This is a genomic window from Enterobacter sp. ECC-175 (genome assembly GCF_043968675.1).
GTDB lineage: Bacteria > Pseudomonadota > Gammaproteobacteria > Enterobacterales > Enterobacteriaceae > Enterobacter.
Window position 1 is genome coordinate 3,694,048 of record NZ_CP143776.1, and the last position, 25,299, is coordinate 3,719,346.

The 25,299-nt window shown below is 57.6% G+C and carries 16 protein-coding genes; 9 read left to right on the top strand and 7 right to left on the bottom strand.

Annotated elements, in window-relative coordinates:
• Window positions 1-55 precede the first annotated feature (55 nt).
• Window positions 56-1,111, bottom strand: a complete 1,056-nt coding sequence (apbE, locus tag V1599_RS17595) for an FAD:protein FMN transferase ApbE (RefSeq protein ID WP_395300536.1) — start codon at window positions 1,109-1,111, stop codon at window positions 56-58.
• A gap of 116 nt (window positions 1,112-1,227) precedes the next feature.
• A complete protein-coding gene (locus tag V1599_RS17600) occupies window positions 1,228-2,319 on the bottom strand; it encodes a porin OmpC (protein WP_112010392.1) in 1,092 nt (363 codons plus the stop codon).
• 743 nt (window positions 2,320-3,062) lie between these two features.
• On the opposite strand from V1599_RS17600, the gene rcsD reads away from it, so the two are divergent.
• Window positions 3,063-5,735: a phosphotransferase RcsD gene (gene rcsD, locus V1599_RS17605; RefSeq protein WP_297122065.1), complete on the top strand. Its 2,673-nt coding sequence runs from the start codon at window positions 3,063-3,065 to the stop codon at window positions 5,733-5,735.
• A gap of 16 nt (window positions 5,736-5,751) precedes the next feature.
• Window positions 5,752-6,402 (top strand): response regulator transcription factor RcsB, encoded by a 651-nt coding sequence (rcsB, locus tag V1599_RS17610; RefSeq protein WP_003859405.1) that lies wholly within the window; start codon window positions 5,752-5,754, stop codon window positions 6,400-6,402.
• A gap of 74 nt (window positions 6,403-6,476) precedes the next feature.
• Here the strand turns inward: rcsB and rcsC are convergent, their stop codons facing one another.
• A complete protein-coding gene (gene rcsC / locus V1599_RS17615; protein ID WP_395300537.1) occupies window positions 6,477-9,323 on the bottom strand; it encodes a two-component system sensor histidine kinase RcsC in 2,847 nt (948 codons plus the stop codon).
• A 134-nt stretch (window positions 9,324-9,457) separates the two neighbouring features.
• Entirely contained in the window at window positions 9,458-12,094 is a 2,637-nt protein-coding gene (gene gyrA / locus V1599_RS17620) for a DNA topoisomerase (ATP-hydrolyzing) subunit A (protein ID WP_112010389.1), read from the bottom strand.
• A 146-nt stretch (window positions 12,095-12,240) separates the two neighbouring features.
• Between gyrA and ubiG the strand changes: the two genes are divergently transcribed.
• The 4 genes from ubiG to yfaE all read left to right on the top strand — a co-directional run bounded on the left by ubiG (window position 12,241) and on the right by yfaE (window position 17,251).
• A complete protein-coding gene (gene ubiG / locus V1599_RS17625) occupies window positions 12,241-12,969 on the top strand; it encodes a bifunctional 2-polyprenyl-6-hydroxyphenol methylase/3-demethylubiquinol 3-O-methyltransferase UbiG (protein ID WP_100168266.1) in 729 nt (242 codons plus the stop codon).
• Between the two features lie 348 nt (window positions 12,970-13,317).
• The gene (gene nrdA / locus V1599_RS17630) at window positions 13,318-15,603 is read left to right on the top strand and encodes a class 1a ribonucleoside-diphosphate reductase subunit alpha (RefSeq protein WP_395300538.1); all 2,286 of its coding nucleotides are present in this window, start codon (window positions 13,318-13,320) and stop codon (window positions 15,601-15,603) included.
• Between the two features lie 263 nt (window positions 15,604-15,866).
• Window positions 15,867-16,997 carry a class Ia ribonucleoside-diphosphate reductase subunit beta gene (gene nrdB, locus V1599_RS17635; protein ID WP_395300539.1) on the top strand — a complete coding sequence of 377 codons (1,131 nt, stop codon included), beginning with the start codon at window positions 15,867-15,869 and terminating at the stop codon, window positions 16,995-16,997.
• Window positions 16,997-17,251 carry a class I ribonucleotide reductase maintenance protein YfaE gene (gene yfaE, locus V1599_RS17640; protein ID WP_297122077.1) on the top strand — a complete coding sequence of 85 codons (255 nt, stop codon included), beginning with the start codon at window positions 16,997-16,999 and terminating at the stop codon, window positions 17,249-17,251. Before nrdB ends, yfaE begins: the two co-directional genes overlap by 1 nt.
• Before the next feature lie 103 nt (window positions 17,252-17,354).
• Here yfaE and glpQ read toward each other — a convergent pair whose 3' ends face one another.
• On the bottom strand, window positions 17,355-18,413 hold the full coding sequence (glpQ, locus tag V1599_RS17645; RefSeq protein WP_395300540.1) for a glycerophosphodiester phosphodiesterase: 1,059 nt from the start codon (window positions 18,411-18,413) through the stop codon (window positions 17,355-17,357).
• Window positions 18,414-18,424: 11 nt separating this feature from the next.
• Window positions 18,425-19,777: a glycerol-3-phosphate transporter gene (gene glpT / locus V1599_RS17650; protein WP_297122083.1), complete on the bottom strand. Its 1,353-nt coding sequence runs from the start codon at window positions 19,775-19,777 to the stop codon at window positions 18,425-18,427.
• 256 nt (window positions 19,778-20,033) lie between these two features.
• On the opposite strand from glpT, the gene glpA reads away from it, so the two are divergent.
• From glpA to glpC, 3 genes are read left to right on the top strand one after another with little or no spacing between them, the layout of a single operon-like run.
• On the top strand, window positions 20,034-21,662 hold the full coding sequence (gene glpA, locus V1599_RS17655; protein ID WP_395300541.1) for an anaerobic glycerol-3-phosphate dehydrogenase subunit A: 1,629 nt from the start codon (window positions 20,034-20,036) through the stop codon (window positions 21,660-21,662).
• Window positions 21,652-22,869, top strand: a complete 1,218-nt coding sequence (gene glpB / locus V1599_RS17660) for a glycerol-3-phosphate dehydrogenase subunit GlpB (RefSeq protein WP_395300542.1) — start codon at window positions 21,652-21,654, stop codon at window positions 22,867-22,869. Before glpA ends, glpB begins: the two co-directional genes overlap by 11 nt.
• Complete coding sequence (glpC, locus tag V1599_RS17665) at window positions 22,866-24,056, top strand: anaerobic glycerol-3-phosphate dehydrogenase subunit GlpC (protein WP_395300543.1); 1,191 nt, start codon at window positions 22,866-22,868, stop codon at window positions 24,054-24,056. The genes glpB and glpC overlap by 4 nt, the downstream gene beginning before the upstream one ends.
• Window positions 24,057-24,089: 33 nt before the next feature.
• Here glpC and V1599_RS17670 read toward each other — a convergent pair whose 3' ends face one another.
• Complete coding sequence (locus V1599_RS17670) at window positions 24,090-25,289, bottom strand: nicotinamide mononucleotide deamidase-related protein YfaY (protein ID WP_395300544.1); 1,200 nt, start codon at window positions 25,287-25,289, stop codon at window positions 24,090-24,092.
• Window positions 25,290-25,299 lie beyond the last annotated feature (10 nt).

Genomic DNA, 25,299 nt, shown 5'->3' on the forward strand with positions numbered 1-25,299 from the left:
AGCATATGCCTACCTTGCCCGAGCGCCAGCGAAGAAAAACCTGCAACCTTGCTTTTTAATTTTTATCGCTCACCAGGAAGCTTTTGAACTGCGGCGAGCGCCAGGTTTTAAACCCGTCCGCGTCTTTCGTGATCATATAGACCGCCAGCCCCTGCTGGCGCACGACTTCTTTGGCTTTTTCCGGCCCCAGCACCATCAGGCCGGTATCCCAGGCATCCGCTTCCAGCGCCGTCGGCGCGATGACCGTCACGGAAACCAGATTGTGCTCAATAGGACGGCCCGTCTGGGGATCGATCACGTGGGAAATGCGTTTCCCGTCGAGCTCGTAGTAGTTGCGGTAGCTGCCTGAGGTGCTAATACCGTGACCGTTTATGTCCACCACCGCCTGCACCGCGTTTTGCCGATCGGTAGGCTGCTGGATCGCGACCCGCCACGGCCTGCCGCTGGCGTTCATGCCGCGGCTAACTAACGCACCGCCAACGGACACCAGATAGCGCGAGATCCCCTCTTCCGCCATCAGCGCGGCTAAGTGGTCTGCGGCATATCCTTCCCCTATCGTCGAGAGATCGACAAACAGATCGGGAATGTCTTTTTGCAGATACTGCTGGCCGTACTGGTTGATCACCGTCAGATGCTGCAGGCCCGTGCGGGCGCGGGCGTCGTCAATGGCGGCCTGGTCGGGGGTTTTCACCGGCTGCTGGTTGGGGCCAAACCCCCAGATGTTCACCAGCGGGCCGACGGTAACGTCCATCGCGCCGTGCGTTTTATACCCCACGCGCAGGGATTCGGTCACGATGTCCGCCATCGCCTCGCTCACCGGCCATAGCGAGGTGCTTTTAGAGAGATTAAAGCGCATCAGCGCGGAGTCGTTTTTATAGGTCGAGAGCAGCTGATCGTCTGCATCCAGCTGCGCCTGAATTTTGCCGCGCAGCTCGTTAGCCCGGGTGCTGTCGAGGTTCATCACGCTGACGCGCCAGAAGGTTCCCATGGTTTTCCCTTCCAGCACCGTCGCCGCAGGCGCGTCGGTTTTAGCGGGCTGCGTGGAAGAGTCGCACGCGGTCAGGAAAAAGAGCGTTGCCAGAACGCTTGCGCGTAAAAAAGTCATGTCCATTCGTTATTATCCTCATGCCAGGGCGGCAAGAGTACACCAAAAAAGTGGGTTTGTAAGACGTAAATAAGGCATGAAAAAAGGGGCCGGATGGCCCCCTTGCAATACTGAGTAACGAATTAGAACTGGTAAACCAGACCCAGCGCTACGATGTCATCAGTACCGATGCCCGCCTGACGGGTGAACTCGTTTTCATCAACCAGGTTGATTTTGTAATCAACGTAGGTAGACATGTTTTTGTTGAAGTAGTAAGTCGCGCCAACATCAACATATTTCAGCAGGTCCTGGTCGCCGTAGCCGTTTTCCAGGTCCTTACCTTTAGACTGCAGGTACGCCACGGATGGACGCAGGCCGAAGTCGAACTGGTACTGTGCAACCACTTCGAAGTTCTGCGCTTTGTTCGCCCAGCCCAGGTTACCGGCGCGAGTCGCGTTGTAGGTCTGGGTGTAGTTCGCTGCCAGGTAGATGTTGTTCGCGTCGTATTTCAGACCGCCGGTGTAGGTTTCAGCGCGATCGCCTTGGCCGTAGGCCAGGTTGTTCTGCGCGTCAGTACGCTTGGAGCTGGTGATAGCCGTACCGATACCGAAGCCTTCGCCCAGATCGTAAGTGATAGAACCGCCGAAGCCGTCGCCGTTCTGACGCAGTTCGTCACGGCCGTTGTTGGTCTGGCCTTCACCGCTGGCGCTGCCGTTTTTACCCTGATACTGCAGGGCAAAGTTCAGGCCGTCTACCAGACCGAAGAAGTCGGTGTTGCGGTAGGTCGCGAAGCCGTTACCGCGCTGCTGCATGAAGTTGTCAGCACCGTAGGTGTCGCCGCCGAATTCTGGCAGGACGTCAGTCCATGAGGTGACATCGTAAACTACGCCGTAGTTACGACCGTAGTCGAAAGAACCGGCATCGCCGAATTTCAGACCGGCAAACGCCACACGGGTCCAGGAGTTGTTTTCGTTTTCTGCAGAGTTACCCTGAATCTGGTATTCCCACTGGCCGTAACCGGTCAGCTGATCGTTAACCTGGGTTTCGCCTTTGAAGCCCAGACGCATGTAAGTCTGGTCACCGTCTGCGCTCTTGTCATCAGAGAAATAGTGCAGACCATCAACTTTACCGTACAGATCTAATTTGTTGCCGTCTTTGTTGTAAATTTCAGCCGCATTTGCTGCGCCTGCCACCAGCAGAGCTGGTACCAGGAGGGACAGTACTTTAACTTTCATTTTTTAACCCTCTGTTATATGCCTTATTATTTACCACTGCTTACTGGTCAACCCTCTTAACCAGTCGGCGTTTTCATTGTCCTTAAAAATACAGAATAATCCAACAGGAATATGATACGAAAACTTTGAAGATGTTTCATCTATCTATAAACATGTTTCAATTTGTAAATTTGAGGGAACTTTCACAAAGCACGCAAGGATTAAAAATACCGCACGGATAATCAATAAAAATTAAAATCCATTTAATATCAATATATTGCAAGGCGTTATTTTAGAGCACTGAATGACAAAACAAAATCGCTTGATCTCTCTAAAATAACTCTCGCTATCATCATTAACTTTATTTATTACCGTCATTCAGTTTTGAATGTCTGTTTATCCCTAATTGAACCGAATGCAATGCATTCGGTTTTTTTTTACTTTTCTTTACGCAAAATGACTTTTTTTATGCTACCGAACCGAAATTATAATGGCTATTAACTAAATCTCTCCACGGCACTCATTACGTATGAAATTTTACCGAAAAACTTAATTTCTTGTTTATTCGTGCTATTCCCTTCTCTTAATTGCCGCTTATTTGTACCGTTAACCCAGCGTTGTACACATTTAAAGCGCAGCGGCAGGCCCGTCATACGCGTGGAAAAAGTCCTTCCCTCATCCATAACGACGCTGGAATTTCAGGTATTACCCTTTATACTGCCGTATCCCCCTTAACGCGCGGCCACAATGGGTTAAACATATCAATGAGTCAGACTGAAACTTCCGCTCCGGGCAAATTCTCTCTTTTACCGGGGAGCATTACCCGTTTCTTTCTTCTATTGATCGTTGTCCTGCTCGTCACAATGGGGGTGATGATCCAGAGCGCAGTTAACGCCTGGCTTAAGGATAAGAGTTATCAAATCGTCGATATCACCCATGCGGTACACAAGCGCATCGACACGTGGCGTTATGCCACCTGGCAAATTTACGACAATATTGCCGCCGCGCCCGCCACGTCCTCAGGGGATGGCCTGCAGGAGACGCGCCTGAAGCAGGACGTCTATTACCTCGAAAAGCCTCAGCGCAAAACGGAAGCCCTGATTTTTGGCTCGCACGACAGCGCAACGCTTGAGATGACGCAGCGTATGTCCTCATATCTCGACACCCTCTGGGGCGCAGAGACGGTGCCGTGGTCGATGTACTATCTGAACGGCCAGGACAACAGCATGATCCTGATCTCCACCCTGCCGCTCAAAGACCTCTCGTCAGGCTTTAAGGAAACCACCGTCGGCAGCATCGTGGATTCCCGCCGGGCAGAAATGCTGCAGCAGGCGAACGCGCTGGACGAGCGCGAGAGTTTTTCTTCCCTGCGCCGTCTCGCCTGGCAAAACGGCCACTACTTCACGCTGCGCACGACCTTCAATCAGCCGGGGCATCTGGCGACGGTGGTGGCGTTCGATCTGCCGATTAACGACCTGATCCCGCCAGATATGCCGCTGGAAAGCTTCCGCCTGGACCCAGACAACAGCACGCAGAATATGCGCACGCCGCCTGATAAAGAGGGGGCGGAAAGCGTTTCGATTTCCTTTAATGGCTCGAAGATTGAAATTTCGTCCTCCCTTAACTCAACCGGCATGCGCCTGGTGTGGCAGGTCCCTTTTGGCACCCTGCTGCTTGATACGCTGCAAAACATTCTGCTGCCGCTGCTGCTGAATATCGGCCTGCTGGCGCTGGCGCTTTTTGGCTACAGCACGTTTCGTTTCCAGACGGGTCGTCAAAACGAATCCTCAGCGGTCTCAACCGGCACCAGCAACGAGCTGCGCGTGCTGCGCGCGCTCAATGAAGAGATTATCTCCGCGCTGCCCCTGGGCGTTCTGGTCCACGATCAGGAAGCCAACCGCACGGTGATGAGTAATAAAATCGCCGATCACCTTCTACCTCACCTGAATCTGCAAAATATCACCACCATGGCGGATCAGCATCAGGGGGTAATTCAGGCGACGATCAATAATGAGCTGTACGAAATCCGTCAGTTCCGCAGCCAGGTCGCATCGCGCACGCAAATTTTCGTTATCCGCGATCAGGACCGCGAAGTGCTGGTGAATAAAAAGCTCAAGCAGGCGCAGCGGCTTTACGAGAAGAACCAGCAGGGCCGCGCCGCGTTTATGCAAAATATCGGCGATGCCTTCAAGCAGCCGCTTAAAACGCTCGCCGAACGCGCCGCAGCCCTCAGCACGCCGGAAGGTCGCCAGCTGGCGAATCAGGCTGATTCTCTGGTCCGTCTGGTGGACGAAATTCAGCTTGCTAACCAGCTTGAGAACGACGGCTGGAAGGGCACGCCTACCCTCTTCTCTATTCAGGACCTGATCGATGAAGTGGTGCCGGACGTGCTGCCGGTCATCCGGCGCAAAGGGCTTCAGCTGCTGATCAACAACCATTTATCCGCCGCAGATGAACGCCACGGCGATCGCGAAGCGCTGCGGAAGATCTTACTGATGCTGATCCAGTACGCGGTGATCACTACCCAGATTGGCAAGATCACCCTGGAAGTCAGTACCGATGAGTCTGCTGACGATCGCCTGACGTTCCGTATTCTGGATACCGGTGAGGGCGTGACCGTCAGCGAAATTGATAATCTGCACTTCCCGTTCCTGAACGACACCCAGAGCGACCGCTACGGAAAAGCTAACGCCCTCACCTTCTGGCTGTGCGATCAGCTGGCCCGCAAGCTTGGCGGCCATCTTAATATTAAGACCCGCGAGTCGCTCGGCACGCGCTACTCGCTGCACGTTAAAATGGCCGCTAACCCGCAGGAAGAGGACGAAGAGCGCCTGCTGGACGACGTGGTCGTGATGGTTGACGTTACTTCGAATGAGATCCGCCATATCGTGGTGCGTCAGTTAGAAAACTGGGGCGCGGCCTGCATCACCCCGGACGAAAGGCTCTCAAGTCAACAATTTGATCTATTTTTAACTGATAATCCGTCTAATCTTACTGCCTCGGGCTTGCTTTTAAGCGATGATGAGCCAGGCGTGCGGAAAATCGGCCCTGGCCAGATGCGCGTCAACTTTAATATGAGCAATGCGATGCAGGACGCTGTACTCCAACTGATAGAGGAGCAGCTGGCGCAGGAAGAGATTCTGGAGTCCCCGTTAGGCGGCGATGAAAATGCCGAGCTCCATGCCAGCGGATACTATTCACTCTTTGTTGATACAGTACCAGATGATGTTAAGCGGTTGTATACTGAGTCCGCCGCGAATGATTTTGCGGCGCTGGCACAGACAGCACACCGGCTGAAAGGAGTGTTTGCCATGCTTAATCTGGTTCCCGGCAAGCAGTTATGTGAAACGCTGGAACATCTAATTCGTGAGAAAGATGCCTCTGGCATTGAAAAATACATCAGCGACATTGACGCCTACGTCAAAAGCTTGCTGTAGCAAGGTAGCCTTATACATGAACAATATGAACGTAATTATTGCCGATGACCATCCGATTGTACTGTTCGGTATTCGCAAATCACTTGAACAGATCGAGTGGGTGAATGTAGTCGGTGAATTTGAAGACTCAACAGCACTTATCAATAACCTCCCAAAATTAGACGCACACGTGCTCATTACCGACCTCTCCATGCCTGGAGACAAGTACGGTGATGGGATTACGCTTATCAAATACATTAAGCGCCACTTCCCGGACATCTCGATTATTGTTCTGACCATGAACAATAACCCGGCGATTTTGAGCGCCGTACTGGATCTGGACATCGAAGGGATTGTCCTTAAACAGGGTGCGCCAACCGACCTGCCAAAAGCGCTGGCCGCGCTGCAGAAAGGTAAGAAGTTCACGCCGGAAAGCGTTTCCCGCCTGCTGGAGAAAATCAGCGCTGGCGGTTACGGTGATAAGCGCCTTTCGCCAAAAGAGAGTGAAGTTCTGCGTCTGTTCGCTGAAGGTTTCCTGGTAACGGAAATTGCCAAGAAGCTGAACCGCAGTATTAAGACCATCAGTAGCCAGAAGAAGTCAGCCATGATGAAGCTGGGCGTGGACAACGATATTGCGCTGCTGAACTATCTCTCCTCCGTGACGCTGAGCGCGACGGACAAGGACTGATCTCTCTCTGATGCATCCCCCCGCCTCTCCCAATGGGAGAGGATGAAAACATAAAAGGCCCTTTCGGGCCTTTTTTATATTCTCGTTTTCCTCACGCGGTCCGCGTAAACAGACAACGTCTGCTTCAGCACGTCCAGCGTTACCGGCTTCGACAGGCAGCTGTCCATGCCCGATTCAATACACCGCTGCTTTTCTTCCGCCAGCGCGTTGGCCGTTACCCCAACAACCGGAAGCGTCAGGCCCAGCTGCCGGATGCGCTGCGTCAGACGGTAGCCATCCATGTTTGGCATGTTGACGTCGCTCAGGACGATATCAATGTGGTTTTTGCTTAGGACGTTAAGCGCGTCCACGCCGTCATTCGCCGTCTTGCACTGGTAGCCCAACGAGCCAAGCTGATCCGCCAGCAGCCGGCGGTTAATCGGATGGTCATCCACCACCAGGATCATCATGTCATCGTTAACCGAAGCCAGAGATTCCGGAGAAGCTAGCGCCGCAGCGCCCTCACCTTCGTCGAGCGCCACGCTGTAAATGCGCGCCAGCAGCCCCAGCAGCTCGTGTGGGTTGGCCACGCTGTGCACCCATTCCCCCGATGAGCGCTCAACGGGAATACCAATATGGCGGCGGCAGAACTGCACCACGCCTCTTCCGGCCCACTTTTGCTCCGGCACCGCGTCGGTGATGAGCATATCGTCCGCATCCGGCGTCTGTCCTTCATAGCGCGCAACGCGAACGCCGCTGTGGGTGAGCAGCGACGTCAGGAAATCATAGAGGGAGGCATTGTTCACCGCCAGCCAGCAGCGTTTATCGCTCAGTCCTTCAACCGTTGCTTTCGCCGGATATTGCGCCGAGTACAGCGGAATGCGGATGGTGAACTGGCTGCCCATGCCCGGCTCGGTGTCCACGCAGATATCGCCGTCCATCATGCTGATGAGCTTTTCACAAATCGCCAGGCCCAGGCCGGTGCCCTGGAAGTTGCGCTGCACGCCGGTGCCGACCTGGAAGAACGGATCGAACAGGCGGACAACCTCCTTGGCCGGTATCCCCACGCCCGTATCCCGCACGCGAATGCTCAGGTAATCTCCCGCGCGGCAAACGTGCAGAACAATACACCCGGTGTCGGTAAATTTAATCGCGTTGCTGAGCAGGTTTGAAATGACCTGCTGCAGACGCATCGGGTCACCGTGCAGCGTGAGCGGCACGTCCGGCTCGATGAAGCAGTAAAGCCCAAGCTGCTTGCGCACCACCAGCGGCAGGTAGTTGGCGCTGATGTGGTTCATCACTTCGCGCGGCGCAAATTCGCGCGGCTCGATTTTCAGCTGTTCCGACTCAATCTTCGAGAAATCAAGAATATCGCTGATGATTTTCAGCAGCAGGCTGGACGAGTTATTCATCGCCGTAACCAGACGATCGACCCCTTTCGGCAGCTCTTTGGTTTGCAGCAGATCGAGGTTACCGATGATCCCGTACAGCGGGGTGCGCAGCTCGTGGCTGACGGTGGCCAGGAACATGGATTTCGACTGGCTGGCCTGCTCCGCCGCCTGGGCCATTTCCTGCAGCGACTCTTCCATCTTCACGCGCGCCGACACGTCCACCAGCACGCAAATCGCCACGTTCTCGTTGCGATAACGTGAATGGACGAAGCTAATTTGCAGGTTAGTGTGGGTGCTGGTCAGCACGTCAACGAAGTTAACCTGCTGCCCGCAGATAATCTGCGTCAGCCGCTGCCTGTCCTCATGCGTCAGCATATTCAGGTAGTTATGCGCCAGCTCGTTGCTGAGGATATTGGTACCGTCCTGAGTGCGCAGGATGCAGATCCCGACCGGCGCGGAGGCGACGATTTTACGGTTAAACTGCTCGTGCTCCTCCAGCCGCTGGGCGTCGCTTTCGGCCGGAATAAAGATCCGGCGCTCGTACATGCGCGCCAGCATAAATAGCGCAATCCCCACCAGCACGTTGAGCACGATGGCGTTGAGGATGAGAATGCGGATACGTTCAAGCACCATGTCCACCGGCACGGAATAGACAATGCTGAGCGAAGACGGCGGTAAGCTTTTTTTCAGCGCCAGCTCGCGGAAGCCGGAGGTGTAGCCAAACCACGAGCGCTCCTGCATCCAGTGCGGATCGACCTTCAGACGGTTTTCCGGTCCGGCCAGTGAAATCAACGGATGGCCGTTTTCATCCAGCACGGTTACGCCCATCGGCAGGCTTCCCGGCGTGAAGAAATTCTCCATGCGGATAGTCTGCTCAACCCCCAGCAGCGCCTGCAGGCGGTTGCCCAGATAGACCGGCGTCAGCGCGTAGAAATAGCCCACGCCCATGCGTGGCCCCTGGCTTATCCAGAAAAGATTATTGCCGCGCTCGTCCTGCGGAGCATTGCGGTATTTCAGAATGCGCTCGTGCAGGCTTTTCAGCGCGTCGTCGCGCTCGACGGGCATATCGCGCAGGCCGAAATCGGCCATGCAGAGATTTTCGCTGCCGATCAGAAATACGCGGTTGAGATCGTAAGCCGCAGAAAAGTTGTCTCGCCAGTAGCGCATAAACCAGGCGAGCGACTCCAGCGAACCGCGCCAGGCGCTGCCCATGGCCGAGCAATCGGAGTCCGGGAACAGCGGCTCGAAGTCCGGCACGTCGGTTTTGTCGCTGCGCCCGCGCAGGGCAAGCACGCCGTTTTCCGCGCTCAGGCGGTTTTCGGCAATATACTTCAGCTCTTTCATAACGTCAGACGTGCGCTGAATGTAGCGCTGGGCCTGATCGGAGCTGAGATTAAACTCCTGGCGGATCTCCGATTCTTTCTGGTGCAGCGCGTTCACGATGTAAAACACCGAGAAAAGCGCAACCAGCAGCCAAAGCAGTAGCGCCAGCGCCCGAAACAGATAGCGAGAAACTTTTAGCGTGGTACGAAAGGAGACGAGGTATTTCAAAGGGGCGAGGCTCCGCCGTCGGGGTCAAAAGAATGTGGTTAAGGTAGCGGTAAACGCGGCTTGCCGCAACGTTCACTTGTCTGCTTCTGAAAATGAAAAGGGCCGGAAACCGGCCCTTTTGACGTCAGGAGACGTTACTCGTCAGCGTCATCCGCAACGTCGTCGTCGGTGTCCGCTTCCGGCGCGATTTCATCATCGCCCTCCGCGACGCTGCCGTCGATAGAGTCGAGCTCTTCGTCATCGACCGGCTCGGCTACGCGCTGCAGGCCCACAACGTTCTCATCTTCCGCAGTACGGATGAGGATCACGCCCTGGGTGTTACGGCCTACCACGCTGATCTCGGACACGCGGGTACGCACCAGCGTACCGGCATCGGTGATCATCATGATCTGGTCGGCATCGTCTACCTGCACCGCGCCAACAACGGAACCGTTGCGCTCGGTCACTTTGATAGAGATTACGCCCTGCGTGCCGCGCGACTTGGTCGGATATTCGCTTTCCGCCGTACGTTTACCGTAGCCGTTCTGCGTCACGGTCAGGATTGCGCCTTCGCCGCGCGGAACGATCAGGGAAACCACGGAATCTTCACCCGCCAGCTTGATGCCGCGAACGCCGGTCGCCGTACGACCCATTGCGCGCACCGCGTTCTCTTTAAAGCGCACCACTTTACCGGCCGCAGAGAACAGCATCACTTCGTCGGAACCGGAGGTCAGATCCACGCCGATCAGCTCATCGCCTTCGTTCAGGTTGACGGCAATGATACCGGCAGAACGTGGACGGCTAAACTCGGTCAGCGCGGTTTTCTTCACGGTGCCGCTGGCGGTCGCCATAAAGACGTTTACGCCCTCTTCGTACTCGCGCACCGGCAGGATGGCAGTGATACGTTCGTTCGCTTCCAGCGGCAGCAGGTTAACGATCGGACGACCACGCGCGCCGCGGCTTGCTTCCGGCAGCTGATAGACCTTCATCCAGTACAGACGCCCGCGGCTTGAGAAGCAGAGGATCGTGTCGTGGGTGTTGGCCACCAGCAGGCGGTCAATAAAGTCTTCTTCTTTAATACGTGCGGCAGATTTGCCTTTACCGCCACGACGCTGTGCTTCGTAGTCGGTGAGCGGCTGATACTTCACATAGCCCTGGTGAGACAGGGTAACCACCACGTCTTCGCGGTTGATCAGATCTTCAATGTTGATATCAGAGCTGTTCGCGGTGATTTCGGTGCGACGCTCATCGCCGAACTGATCGCGGACCAGCTCCAGCTCTTCGCGGATCACTTCCATCAGGCGATCGGCGCTGCCCAGAATGTGCAGCAGTTCAGCAATCTGTTCCAGCAGCTCTTTGTACTCGTCGAGCAGTTTTTCGTGCTCGAGGCCGGTCAGCTTCTGCAGACGCAGATCCAGAATCGCCTGGGCCTGCTGTTCAGTCAGGTAGTACTGGCCGTCGCGCACGCCAAATTCAGGGTCCAGCCACTCAGGGCGCGCGGCGTCATCACCCGCACGTTCGAGCATTGCAGCAACGTTACCCAGCTCCCAAGGTCGGGCAACCAGACCGGCTTTTGCTTCTGCTGGCGTTGGCGCGCGGCGGATCAGCTCGATAATCGGGTCGATGTTCGCCAGCGCAACGGCCAGTGCTTCAAGGATGTGCGCGCGATCGCGCGCTTTGCGCAGTTCGAAGATGGTACGACGGGTCACCACTTCACGACGGTGACGCACGAACGCGCTCAGGATCTCTTTCAGGTTCATGATCTTCGGCTGGCCATGGTGCAGCGCAACCATGTTGATGCCGAAGGAGACCTGAAGCTGAGTCTGGGAGTACAGGTTGTTCAACACAACCTCGCCCACCGCGTCGCGTTTGATTTCAATCACGATGCGCATGCCGTCTTTATCAGACTCGTCGCGCAGCGCGCTGATGCCTTCAACGCGTTTTTCTTTTACCAGCTCGGCGATTTTTTCAATCAGACGCGCCTTGTTCACCTGATACGGGATCTCGTGAACAATGATGGTTTCGCGGCCGGTTTTGGCGTCCGCTTCCACTTCCGCGCGGGCGCGAATGTAAATCTTGCCGCGGCCGGTGCGATACGCTTCTTCAATACCGCGACGACCGTTAATGATCGCCGCCGTTGGGAAGTCCGGGCCCGGGATGTGTTCCATCAGCCCTTCAATGCTGATCTCTTCATCGTCGATATAGGCCAGGCAGCCGTTAATCACTTCGGTGATGTTGTGTGGCGGAATATTGGTTGCCATCCCGACCGCGATACCGGACGAACCGTTAACCAGCAGGTTCGGGATCTTGGTTGGCATAACGTCAGGGATGCGTTCGGTGCCGTCGTAGTTATCGACGAAATCAACGGTCTCTTTTTCCAGGTCGGCCATCAGCTCGTGGGCGATTTTCGACATACGGATTTCCGTATAACGCATCGCCGCCGCGGAGTCACCGTCAACAGAACCAAAGTTACCCTGACCATCTACCAGCATGTAACGCAAGGAGAATGGCTGCGCCATACGAACGATGGTGTCGTACACGGCGGTATCACCATGCGGGTGATATTTACCGATAACGTCACCCACGACGCGGGCAGATTTTTTATAGGCTTTATTCCAGTCATTGCCCAATACGTTCATGGCGTATAGTACGCGACGGTGTACCGGCTTAAGGCCATCGCGGACGTCCGGCAGCGCACGGCCAACAATGACCGACATCGCATAGTCCAGATAGGAGCTCTTCAGCTCTTCCTCGATGTTAACCGGTGTAATTTCTCTCGCAAGGTCGCTCATCTAACCGCTATCCCTCTACTGTATCCCGGATTCAAAGGTCGCAAATTATAACACAGCCGCGATGAGAGAGGTAAACCAATACCGTTTATTCATACCAGTCTGCTGATATACTCCGAAGTCTTGCTAAATAAGGAGTAAAAGCGCCCATGAATGCCGAGAAATCCCCGGTGGCTCATAACGTTGACCACGAAGAGATTGCCAAATTTGAAGCGGTCGCCTCACGCTGGTGGGATCTTGAAGGTGAGTTTAAGCCTCTGCACCGTATTAACCCGCTGCGTCTGGGCTACATCGCCGAGCGTTCCGGCGGCCTGTTCGGCAAAAAGGTGCTCGACGTCGGCTGCGGCGGCGGCATCCTCGCTGAGAGCATGGCGCGTGAAGGGGCAACCGTCACGGGCCTGGACATGGGCTTTGAGCCGCTGCAGGTTGCGCGCCTGCACGCGCTGGAGTCCGGTATCCAGGTCGAATACGTGCAGGAAACCGTTGAAGAGCACGCCGCGAAGCACGCGCATCAGTACGACGTGGTGACCTGCATGGAGATGCTTGAGCACGTGCCCGACCCGCAGTCGGTGGTGAACGCCTGTGCAAAACTCGTCAAACCGGGCGGCCAGGTCTTCTTCTCGACCATCAACCGCAACGGCAAAGCCTGGCTCATGGCGGTAGTCGGGGCGGAATACGTGCTGCGCATGGTGCCGAAAGGCACGCACGACGTGAAGAAATTCATTAAGCCGGCCGAGCTGCTGGGCTGGGTTGACCAGACGTGGCTCAAGGAGCAACACATCACCGGCCTGCATTACAATCCGTTAACAGACAAATTCAAGCTCGCACCGGGCGTAGATGTTAACTACATGTTGCATACAACCGCCAAAAAAGACTAACGTCATCCGTTATTCTTATAAAGATTGCGCGACATCACGTTGCGCAATTTTCCCCACCCGTTGAAGAAATCAGCACTCGATCAAATTTTGAATTTTTTTTCTAGATTATTGACATCTCTTCCAGGCCTTACAGCATGAGGACTTAGGCTTTTTTACCCATTCACAACCTCAATTTAACGTCAAAATCAACCCTTGTGCTGAAATGATTCGATACTAGAATACTCACTATATAGCGTTCTTCTTATCGCAAACCCCCTATATGTAGTATTTATCCACAGAGTTAGTCACAAGACCGATCTGTGGATAAACGGGGGATATTTTTTTATTTCACGGACAGGTAAAACCCACATGAATCAGAGTCTGCTGGTGACAAAGCGCGACGGTACTACCGAGCGTATCAATCTGGACAAAATCCATCGAGTTCTCGACTGGGCAGCAGAAGGCCTGAACAACGTTTCGATTTCCCAGGTTGAGCTGCGCTCCCACATCCAGTTCTACGACGGCATTAAAACGTCTGATATTCATGAGACCATCATCAAGGCTGCGGCAGACCTGATCTCCCGCGACGCGCCGGACTATCAGTACCTCGCCGCGCGCCTGGCCATTTTCCACCTGCGTAAAAAAGCCTACGGCCAGTTTGAACCGCCGAAGCTGTACGATCACGTGGTGAAAATGGTTGAGCTGGGCAAATATGACACGCATCTGCTGGAAGACTATACGGAAGAAGAGTTCGAGCAGATGAACGAGTTTATAGATCACTGGCGCGACATGAACTTCTCCTACGCGGCGGTGAAGCAGCTCGAAGGCAAATACCTTGTTCAGAACCGCGTAACCGGTGAGATCTACGAAAGCGCCCAGTTCCTCTATATTCTGGTAGCGGCCTGCCTGTTCTCCAACTACCCGCGCGATACCCGTCTGGACTACGTGAAGCGTTTCTACGATGCGGTGTCGACGTTCAAAATTTCTCTGCCTACGCCAATCATGTCCGGCGTGCGCACCCCGACCCGCCAGTTCAGCTCCTGCGTGCTGATCGAGTGCGGCGATAGCCTGGATTCCATCAACGCCACCTCCAGCGCGATTGTGAAATACGTCTCCCAGCGTGCCGGTATCGGCATCAACGCGGGCCGCATCCGCGCCCTGGGCAGCCCAATTCGCGGCGGTGAAGCGTTCCACACCGGCTGTATTCCGTTCTACAAACACTTCCAGACGGCGGTGAAATCCTGCTCTCAAGGCGGCGTGCGCGGCGGTGCTGCGACCCTGTTCTACCCAATGTGGCACCTGGAAGTGGAAAGCCTGCTGGTGCTGAAAAACAACCGCGGCGTGGAAGGCAACCGCGTGCGTCACATGGACTACGGCGTACAGATCAACAAGCTGATGTATACCCGCCTGCTGAAAGGTGAAGACATCACCCTGTTCAGCCCGTCCGACGTTCCAGGCCTGTACGACGCGTTCTTCGCCGATCAGGACGAGTTCGAGCGTCTGTACACCAAATACGAAAAAGACGACAGCATCCGCAAGCAGCGCGTGAAGGCGGTCGATCTGTTCTCCCTGATGATGCAGGAACGTGCCTCTACCGGCCGTATCTACATCCAGAACGTTGACCACTGCAACACCCACAGCCCGTTTGATCCGGTGGTTGCGCCGGTGCGCCAGTCCAACCTGTGCCTGGAAATCGCCCTGCCGACCAAACCGCTGGAAGACGTGAACGACGAAAACGGCGAAATCGCCCTGTGTACGCTCTCCGCGTTCAACCTGGGTGCGATCAAGAGCCTGGACGAGCTGGAAGAGCTGGCCGTGCTGGCGGTTCGCGCGCTCGATGCCCTGCTGGACTACCAGGATTACCCAATCCCGGCGGCAAAACGCGGCGCGATGGGTCGTCGTACCCTGGGTATTGGCGTAATCAACTTCGCCTACTGGCTGGCGAAGAACGGCAAACGCTACTCCGACGGCAGCGCCAACAACCTGACGCACCAGACGTTTGAAGCCATTCAGTACTACCTGATGAAGGCCTCCAACGAGCTGGCGAAAGAGCAAGGCGCGTGCCCGTGGTTCAATGAAACCACCTACGCGAAAGGCATTCTGCCGATCGACACCTACAAGAAAGACCTGGACGGGATCGTCAGCGAGCCGCTGCACCTCGACTGGGAAGGCCTGCGCGAATCGATTAAAACCCACGGCCTGCGTAACTCCACGCTGTCTGCCCTGATGCCGTCTGAGACCTCTTCGCAGATCTCTAACGCCACCAACGGCATCGAGCCGCCGCGCGGCCACGTGAGCATCAAGGCCTCGAAAGACGGCGTTCTGCGTCAGGTGGTGCCGGACTACGAAACGCTGGGGAACAACTACGAGCTGCTGTGGGAAATGCCAAACAACGACGGCTATCTCCAGCTGGTGGGTATCATGCAGAAGTTTATCGACCAGTCGATCTCTGCCAATACCAACTACGACCCAACGCGCTTCCCGTCCGGCAAGGTACCGATGCAGCAGCTGTTGAAAGACCTGCTCACCGCCTATAAATTTGGCGTGAAAACCCTGTACTATCACAACACCCGTGACGGTGCAGAAGACGCGCAGGACGACATGGTGCCGTCAATTCAGGACGACGGCTGCGAAAGCGGCGCATGTAAGATCTAATAATACGCCCCTCACCCCGGCCCTCTCCCCACAGGGGCGAGGGTGAAAAAATGGCTCCGAACGGTTCCCTCTCCCCTCAGGGGGAGAGGGTTAGGGTGACAGGACGACGGCTGCGAAAGCGGCGCATGTAAGATCTAATAAATCCCCTCACCCCGGCCCTCTCTCCACAGGGGCGAGGGTGAAAAAATGGCTCCGAACGGTTCCCTCTCCCCTTAGGGGAGAGGGTTAGGGTGAGGGGGAAAATAACACCACAGGACATACTCATGGCATATACCACCTTTTCACAGACGAAAAACGACCAGCTCAAAGAGCCGATGTTCTTCGGCCAGCCGGTCAACGTGGCACGCTACGATCAGCAAAAATATGACATCTTCGAAAAGCTGATTGAAAAGCAACTCTCCTTCTTCTGGCGCCCGGAAGAAGTGGACGTCTCCCGCGACCGCATTGACTACCAGTCGCTGCCGGATCACGAGAAGCACATCTTCATCAGCAACCTCAAGTACCAGACGCTGCTGGACTCCATTCAGGGCCGCAGCCCAAACGTGGCGCTGCTGCCGCTGATCTCCATTCCAGAGCTGGAAACCTGGGTCGAAACCTGGGCATTCTCCGAGACGATCCACTCCCGCTCTTACACCCACATCATCCGCAACATCGTGAACGATCCGGCGGTGGTGTTTGACGATATCGTCACCAACGAACAGATCCAGAAGCGCGCGGAAGGCATCGCGCACTACTACGATGAGCTGATCGAGATGACCAGCTACTGGCACCTGCTGGGCGAAGGTACCCATAACGTGAACGGCAAAACCGTTACCGTGAACCTGCGCGCGCTGAAAAAGCAGCTGTACCTCTGCCTGATGAGCGTCAACGCGCTGGAAGCGATCCGCTTTTACGTCAGCTTCGCCTGCTCCTTCGCCTTTGCCGAGCGCAAGCTGATGGAAGGCAACGCCAAAATCATCCGCCTGATTGCCCGTGACGAAGCCCTGCACCTGACCGGCACTCAGCACATGCTGAACCTGCTGCGCAGCGGCGTGGATGACCCGGAAATGGCGGAGATCGCCAAAGAGTGCGAGAAAGAGTGCTACGACCTGTTCGTGCTGGCCGCCCAGCAGGAGAAAGAGTGGGCAGACTACCTGTTCCGCGACGGCTCCATGATCGGCCTGAACAAAGACATCCTGTGCCAGTACGTTGAGTACATCACCAACATCCGCATGCAGGCCGTGGGCCTGGATCTGCCGTTCCAGACGCGCTCTAACCCAATCCCGTGGATCAACACCTGGCTGGTGTCTGATAACGTGCAGGTTGCCCCGCAGGAAGTTGAAGTCAGCTCTTACCTGGTCGGCCAGATTGATTCTGAAGTCAACACCGACGACCTGAGCGACTTCCAGCTCTGATGAGCCGCGTCACGCTGAGCCTTTCCGGCACGCAGGTGCTGTGTCGGGAAGAGCACCCCTCCCTTCTGGTGGCGCTTGAGGCGCACCAGGTAGAAGTTGAATACCAGTGTCGTTCGGGCTATTGCGGCTCCTGCCGCTGCCGTCTGGTCGCGGGCCAGGTAGACTGGCTGACCGAACCGCTGGCCTTTATCAACGAAGGGGAAATTTTGCCCTGCTGCTGCCGGGCAAAAGGGGATATTGAGATCGAGATGTGATTGCCCTGGTTCCCTCTCCCTGTGGGAGAGGGTTAGGGTGAGGGCATCAGGCCGCAGAGCCTGATTGTCGGGTGGCGGCTTCGCCTTACCCGACCTACCAAACCTACTTCCGGTGAATGAATTCGACCGCCTTATCCGGGAAATCCGTAAACAGCCCGTCCACGTCCGCCTGGTGATACAGCACGTCGTAAAGCTGATTGACGTCCGTCGCGTAGTCCGGCAGCTGGTCGGCGCGCACCGTATACGGGTGCACCTGCATCTTGCTGGCATGCGCCTCTTTCACCATCGCCGTCAGCTTCACGTGGCCCGGCGCTGAGCCTTCCGCCACCAGCATGTGGTAATCCGGCCCGATGCCGTCCGCGTACTGCGCAATCTGCTTCATCGCGCCCGGCTTGAACATCCAGTCGTAGCTGTAGTTCACCCACGTGCCGTCGGGCTGCTTCTCCTGGGTTTCGTTCCAGTCGGTGTAGGCAATCAGCTGCACCAGGTTGAGGTTCATCCCCCGCTTCGGCTCCAGCTCGGTTTTAATGCGCTTCAGCTCGGCGGCGTCAAAACACTGCAGGTAAACCTTGTCCTTCTTGCTGGTGTAGCCGTACTGCTTCAGCACGTCCAGCGTCTTCGCCGCAATGTCCTTCCCTTCCTGATGGTGGAACCACGGCGCTTTGATTTCCGGGTAGATACCGATATTTTTACCGGTCGAGTGGTTCAGCCCCTGAACAAACTCAATCTCTTCCTGGAAGGTGTGAATGCGGAAGTCGGACTTGCCCATCGGGAAGCGCCCCGGATAGACCTGCACCTTCCTGCCGTTCTCAATCTCGAAGCCTTCGGTAAACTTCAGCGAGCGGATTTCGTCGAGCGTAAAGTCGATGGCGTAATAGCGGCCGTCCTTACGAGCGCGGTCCGGGAAGCGCTCGGCCACGTCCGTTACGCGGTCAAGATAGTGGTCGTGCAGGACAACCAAATGGTCGTCCTTGGTCATCACCAGATCCTGCTCCAGATAATCCGCGCCCTGCGCATAGGCCATCGCTTTTGCGGGAAGCGTGTGCTCCGGCAGATAGCCGCTCGCGCCGCGGTGGGCAATCACGATTTTCTCCGCCGCCAGCGCGGAGCCGGTCATCAGCCCCGCCAGCAGCAGGCCGGTCGCCATGTGGGTTAATTTCATTTTCATGCTCCTTATTGACGACGCGCCAGCACTTCAGCGTGATGGCGTTTTTCACCAATCATGACAACGATCAGCAGCAGTACCGCCAGCACGCTGCCGCCGATCATCACCATAAAGCCGCCGTCCCAGCCGAAGAAGTCAACGGTATAGCCGACAATGGCGCTCGCTGCGACCGAACCGCCCAGGTAGCCGAACAGGCCGGTAAAGCCCGCCGCCGTCCCTGCCGCTTTTTTCGGCGCCAGCTCCAGCGCGTGCAGGCCGATCAGCATCACCGGGCCATAAATCAGGAAGCCGATCACGATCATACAGGCCATATCCACACCCGGATTACCCGGCGGGTTAAGCCAGTAAACAACGGTCGCGATGGTGACCAGGGTCATAAAGAACACGCCCGTCGCGCCGCGGTTGCCTTTGAACACCTTGTCCGACATCCAGCCGCACAGCAGCGTGCCCGGGATCCCGGCATATTCATAGAGGAAATAGGCCCAGGAGGATTTATCCAGCGCGAAGTGCTTCACCTCTTTCAGGTAGGTCGGGGACCAGTCGAGGATGCCGTAGCGCAGCAGGTAAACGAAGACGTTCGCCACCGCGATGTACCACAGCAGCCTGTTCGGCAGAACGTACTTCATGAAGATCTGTTTTGCCGTCAGCTCTTCTTCGTGCTCCTTGCTGTAATCATCCGGATAGTCGTTTTTATACTCTTCAATCGGCGGCAGGCCGCAGGACTGCGGCGTATCGCGCATCAGCGCGAAGGCAATAATCGCCACCAGGATCGCGCCAAACGCAGGCATATACAGCGCGGCTTTCCAGTCGTTGAACCAGGCCATCCCAAGCAGGAACAGCAGAGGTGGAATACCGCCGCCCACGTTATGCGCGCAGTTCCATACCGACACAATGCCGCCGCGCTCCTTCTGCGACCACCAGTGCACCATGGTGCGCCCGCACGGCGGCCACCCCATCCCCTGGAACCAGCCGCAGAGGAACAGCAGCACGAACATCACCGCGATGCTGGAGGTGGCCCACGGTACGAAGCCCATAAACAGCATCACCGCCGCAGCCAGAATCAGGCCGGCGGGCAGGAACACGCGCGGATTCGAGCGATCCGACACCGAGCCCATGATGAATTTAGAAAAACCATAGGCGATCGAGATCCCCGACAGCGCAAAGCCTAAATCGCCGCGCGAGAAGCCCTGCTCCACCAGATACGGCATGGCAAGCGCAAAGTTTTTGCGCACCAGATAGTACGCCGCGTAGCCGAAGAAAATCCCCAGGAAGATTTGCCAGCGCAGGCGGCGGTATAGCGGATCGATGTCTGCCTCTGGCAGACGCGCCCGATGCGGCGCAGGTTTAAAAATACTCAGCATGACAGCCTCCGTGGCCAGGTGTTGAATTTTTCAGGGGTTCTTGTGCCCCAAACTCCAGAGAGGCGGCGATGTTAAGAAATCATGCGAATTGTTACTGTGAATCAACGCACAGATTGTTACAGAAATATGACAATATGCGCAAAATAGCGCATGAAATCACGTTTCATTTTCGAATTACGCTCGATTATGTTCGAAATCAAACAAACCACACTATCAATGTGTCTAAATGGTAAAAAAACGAACATGAGGGAAGACAATGACAATTCACGATCCTCGCTACAGCGATGTGATTATCATTGGCGGTGGAGCAACCGGTGCCGGGATCGCGCGCGACTGCGCGCTCAGGGGCCTTAGCGTGACCCTGCTGGAGCGCCACGACATAGCGACGGGCGCCACCGGCCGCAACCACGGCCTGCTGCACAGCGGCGCGCGCTACGCGGTCACGGACGGCGAATCCGCGCGCGAGTGCATAGCTGAAAATCAGATCCTGAAGCGTATTGCCCGCCACTGCATTGAGCCAACCGGCGGCCTGTTCATCACCCTTCCCGACGACGATCTGGCGTTTCAGCAGACCTTTATCAGCGCCTGCCGCACGGCAGGCATCAACGCAGAGGCCATTGACCCGGCCCTCGCCCGCCAAATCGAGCCTTCCGTTAACCCGGCGCTGATCGGCGCGGTGAAAGTCCCCGACGGCACCATCGATCCGTTTCGCCTCACCGCCGCCAACATGCTGGACGCCCGCGAGCACGGCGCGCGCATCCTGACCGGGCACGAGGTCACCGGGCTTATCCGCGAGGGCAGCACCGTTCGCGGCGTCCGGGTATTCGACGCGCGCTATCAGGAACACGGCGAACTGTATGCCAGCGTCGTCGTCAACGCCGCGGGGATCTGGGGGCAGCGCATCGCGGAGTATGCCGAACTGTCGGTCCGCATGTTCCCGGCGAAAGGGTCGCTGCTTATTCTCGATCACCGCATCAACAATCACGTCATCAACCGCTGCCGCAGGCCGTCGGATGCGGACATTCTGGTTCCCGGCGATACCATTTCGCTTATTGGCACCACGTCCACGCACGTTGACTACAGCGAGATCGACTACAACCGCGTCACCGCCGAAGAGGTCGATATTCTGCTGCGCGAGGGCGAAAAGCTCGCGCCCGCGATGGCGCAAACGCGCATTCTGCGCGCCTACGCGGGCGTGCGTCCGCTGGTGGCGAGCGATGACGATCCGAGCGGGCGCAGCGTCAGCCGCGGCATCGTGCTGCTCGACCACGCGGAGCGCGACGGCATGGACGGCTTTATCACCATTACCGGCGGCAAGCTGATGACCTACCGCCTGATGGCGCAGTGGGCAACCGATGCCGTCTGCCGCAAGCTCGGCAACAGCGAACCCTGCGTCACGGCCAAACAGCCGCTGCCCGGCTCTCGCCAGTCCACCGAAAAAACGCTGCAAAAAATTATCTCGCTCCCCGCCCCGCTGCGCGGCTCCGCGGTTTATCGCCACGGGGACAGAACGCCGACGTGGCTGGGCGACGGGCGGCTGAGCCGCAGCCTGGTGTGCGAATGCGAGGCCGTCACCGCGGGGGAAGTGCAGTACACCGTTGAAAACCTGACGGTCAATACCCTGCTCGACCTGCGCCGCCGCACGCGCGTGGGAATGGGCACCTGTCAGGGCGAGCTGTGCGCCTGCCGCGCCGCCGGGCTGCTGCAGCGCTTTAACGTCACCACCTCAACCCAGTCCCTCGAGCAGCTCAGCGATTTTTTAAACGAACGCTGGAAAGGAATTCAGCCGATCGCCTGGGGCGACGCGCTGCGCGAAAGCGAGTTCACCCGCTGGGTCTACCAGGGGCTGTGCGGCCTGGAGAAGGAGACACACCGTGAAATTTGATTCCGTGATTATCGGCGGCGGCCTGGCCGGGCTGCTGTGCGGGCTTAAGCTCACCGAGCGGGGGCTCCGCTGCGCCATCGTCAGCCGGGGCCAGAGCGCCCTGCACTTCTCGTCCGGCTCGCTGGATCTGCTGGACGGGCGGGACGTCAACGCGCTGCCGCCAGAACATCCCTACCGCCTCATCGGCAGCGAAAATATGGCCAGGCTGGCCCACGAAACCGAAACCCTGCTGGCGCGCTGCGGCGCGCGGATGCAGGGCAGCGCGGAGCACAATCACCGCCGCGTGACGCCGCTTGGCACCCTGCGATCCGCGTGGCTCAGCCCGGAAGAGGTCCCCGTCGCGCCGCTCAACGCCGAGCGCGTGCTGGTCGTGGGCATCAGCGGCTTTCTGGATTTTCAGGCGCATCTGGCCGCGGCATCCCTGAGCCAGCGTGGAATTTGTGCCGAAACGGCAGAGATCGATCTGCCAGAGCTCGACGTGCTGCGCGATAACCCGAGCGAATTTCGGGCGGTGAATATCGCCCGGCTGCTGGATAAGCAGGAGAACTGGCCGCGGCTGCTGGAAGCGCTAAGCCCGCTCGCCGAGCGCTGCGACGCGCTCTTCATGCCCGCCTGCTTCGGCCTGACGGACAATCAGCTCTGGCGCTGGCTGTCGGATCGTCTGCCCTGCTCGCTGGGCCTGCTGCCCACGCTGCCGCCATCCGTACCGGGCATTCGCCTGCATACCCAGCTTCAGCGGCAGTTTATTGCCCAGGGCGGCGTGTGGATGGCGGGAGACGAGGTGAAAAAAATGACGATGACCGACAATAACGTGAGCGAAATCTGGACGCGCAACCATGAGGATATCCCGCTTCGCGCGCGCTATGCGGTGCTGGCAAGCGGCAGCTTCTTCAGCAACGGGCTGATAAGCAGCCGCGAGGGCGTTCGCGAGGCCATTCTTGGTCTGGACGTTCGCCAGAGCGCGTCCCGCGCCGACTGGTATCAAAGTGACTTTTTCGCGCCTCAGCCCTGGCAGCAGTTCGGGGTCATTGTCGATGAACAGCTGCGCCCGCAGCGTGGTGGAACTCCGCTTAATAACCTCTACGCGATCGGCTCCCTGCTGGGCGGATACGATCCTATCGCGCAGGGCTGCGGCGGCGGCGTCTGCGCGCTCACCGCGCTCTACGTCGCGGAACAAATTAGCCAGCGCGCGGAGGCGGAACAATGAACGAGACCCGTTTTGAAAACTGCATCAAGTGCACGGTTTGCACCACGGTGTGCCCTGTCAGCGGCGTGAATCCGCGCTATCCCGGCCCTAAACAGGCCGGGCCGGACGGCGAGCGGCTGCGCCTGAAGGACGGCGCGCTGTACGACGAGGCGCTGAAATACTGCATCAACTGCAAGCGCTGCGAGGTGGCCTGCCCGTCCGACGTCAACATCGGCGATATCATTCAGCGCGCCCGCGCGCGCTACGGCAAACAGAAGCCGACGTTGCGCGACGCCATTCTCAGCCATACCGACCTGATGGGCAGCGTCTCGACGCCCTTCGCGCCGCTCGTGAATGCCGCCACCTCGCTGAAGCCGGTGCGCAGGCTGCTGGACGCGACGCTCAAAATCGACCACCACCGGAGCCTGCCGAAGTACTCTCACGGCACGTTTCGCCGCTGGTACAAAACCGTGGCGGCAGAGCAGGCGCGCTTCGCCGACCAGGTCGCCTTCTTCCACGGCTGCTACGTGAACTACAACCATCCGCAGCTGGGGAAAGATCTGCTGAAGGTCCTGAACGCCATGGGCACCGGCGTGCAGCTGCTTAGCAAAGAGAAGTGCTGCGGCGTGCCGCTGATTGCCAACGGCTTTACGGAAAAGGCGCGCAGGCAGGCGAAAAGCAACGTTACCTCCCTGCGCGAGGCGATTGTCGACAGGGGCATTCCGGTGCTGGCAACGTCGTCCACCTGCACCTTTACCCTGCGCGATGAGTATCCGCACCTGCTGGACGTGGATAACACCGGGCTGCGGGAACATATCGAGCTGGCGACGCGCTTTTTGTGGCGCAGGCTAGACGCCGGACAGACGCTGCCGCTGAAGGCCTTGCCGCTAAAAGTGGTGTATCACACGCCGTGCCATATGGAGAAAATGGGCTGGTCGCTGTACACGCTGGAGCTGCTGCGGCTGATTCCGGGGCTGGAGCTGACGGTGCTGGATTCACGCTGCTGCGGGATTGCGGGCACGTACGGCTTTAAGCGAGAAAACTACGAAACGTCGCAGGCCATCGGCGCTCCGCTGTTTCAGCAGATTGAAGAGAGCGGCGCGGATCTGGTGGTGACGGACTGCGAAACCTGCAAGTGGCAGATTGAGATGTCCACCAGCAGGCGCTGCGAACACCCCATCACCCTGCTGGCGAAAGCGCTGGCGTAAGCATTGCCGGGGTAAAGCGCCCCGGCAAACGCCTCATTCAACGAACAGCGACTCCACGACGTTAATCCAGCCGTGCTCGCTGGCCACCTCTTTTCCGCCGAGCCAGCGGCGCAGCATGTTGAGCGCCATCATCGCGCAGACCTCCTGGCGCACCGCCAGGCCGTGGCGCGTAATGCTCATTTTGACCCGCAGCGCGTGGGTGCCCTCCGGCGTTGCCAGCGCAAGGTTAAGATGCTCGTCGTCCAGCCCGCCCACGAACAGCGCCAGCCCGGCAAAATGCTTCACCCTGCGCTCGGACGCCCAGCGCGCGGTCTGCGCCAGCGTCTCCTGCTGGAACGGCACCACTTCGCTGGCCAGCAGCGGCGCAGCGGCGCGGGAAAGCTGGAGCGCCAGCAGCCCGCCGGTGAACTGTTCGCTGAGCGTCACGCTGAGCTGGCGAGCCTGAAGCGCCTGGGAAATCTGCGCGGGCAGCCCCTCCGTGCCTTCGAAGATCAGGCTCTCTCCGGCAACGCGCTGCACTTCCGGCCACAGCGCCAGCATCGCGGCCTTCTCGGTCGCAGGCCCCGTCAGCTTGAGTTCGATAATCGGCATCGAGGAGCGATAGCCCATTGAAACGCCGGGCGGCAGCTTCAGGTGGTCGAGGCTCTGGGCCAGATCGCTTTCCGAGCGGCCAAAGGTGGTCAGGCGCAGGCACAGCGGCGGTTCCGGCAGGGTAAACCGCGCGCGCAGGCGCGGGAGAATTTGCTGCTCGACCATCACCTTAAATTCAGACGGCACGCCCGGCGTGAAGAACATCAGGCAGCGGTTAAGCTGAACGGCAAACCCGCAGGCGGTGCCGACGGGGTTATCCACCAGCTCGGCGCTGGCGGGAATTTCCGCCTGCTTGCGGTTGCTGGGGGCCATCACGCGGCCGCGCTCTGTGAAGAAGCGCTTCATCTGCGCCAGCCACTCCTCATGGAGTACCAGCCCTTCGCCTTTCGCAGTTGCGGCGGCCAGCGCGCTGAGGTCGTCGCTGGTCGGGCCCAGCCCGCCGTTCACAATCAGCACGTCAGCGTGTTCGCTGCGCTCGCGCAGAATGTTCACCAGCGATTCAAGATTGTCGCCGACCGTGTTGCGGCGCGTTAGCGGTAATCCCTGCTCAAAGAATACGTCGGCAAGCCAGGCGGCATTGGTATCAATAATTTGACCGTGCAGCACTTCGTCGCCCGTGGATAGCATTTCCACATTTATCATTGTGTTCTCC

Coding starts and splice junctions, on each gene's coding strand:
- glpA (WP_395300541.1), top strand. CDS start 20,034: ATGACAATTCACGATCCTCGCTACAGCGATGTGATTATCATTGGCGGT.
- nrdB (WP_395300539.1), top strand. CDS start 15,867: ATGGCATATACCACCTTTTCACAGACGAAAAACGACCAGCTCAAAGAG.
- apbE (WP_395300536.1), bottom strand. CDS start 1,111: ATGGACATGACTTTTTTACGCGCAAGCGTTCTGGCAACGCTCTTTTTC.
- gyrA (WP_112010389.1), bottom strand. CDS start 12,094: ATGAGCGACCTTGCGAGAGAAATTACACCGGTTAACATCGAGGAAGAG.
- ubiG (WP_100168266.1), top strand. CDS start 12,241: ATGAATGCCGAGAAATCCCCGGTGGCTCATAACGTTGACCACGAAGAG.
- glpQ (WP_395300540.1), bottom strand. CDS start 18,413: ATGAAATTAACCCACATGGCGACCGGCCTGCTGCTGGCGGGGCTGATG.
- nrdA (WP_395300538.1), top strand. CDS start 13,318: ATGAATCAGAGTCTGCTGGTGACAAAGCGCGACGGTACTACCGAGCGT.
- glpC (WP_395300543.1), top strand. CDS start 22,866: ATGAACGAGACCCGTTTTGAAAACTGCATCAAGTGCACGGTTTGCACC.
- V1599_RS17670 (WP_395300544.1), bottom strand. CDS start 25,289: ATGATAAATGTGGAAATGCTATCCACGGGCGACGAAGTGCTGCACGGT.
- glpT (WP_297122083.1), bottom strand. CDS start 19,777: ATGCTGAGTATTTTTAAACCTGCGCCGCATCGGGCGCGTCTGCCAGAG.
- rcsD (WP_297122065.1), top strand. CDS start 3,063: ATGAGTCAGACTGAAACTTCCGCTCCGGGCAAATTCTCTCTTTTACCG.
- rcsB (WP_003859405.1), top strand. CDS start 5,752: ATGAACAATATGAACGTAATTATTGCCGATGACCATCCGATTGTACTG.
- V1599_RS17600 (WP_112010392.1), bottom strand. CDS start 2,319: ATGAAAGTTAAAGTACTGTCCCTCCTGGTACCAGCTCTGCTGGTGGCA.
- yfaE (WP_297122077.1), top strand. CDS start 16,997: ATGAGCCGCGTCACGCTGAGCCTTTCCGGCACGCAGGTGCTGTGTCGG.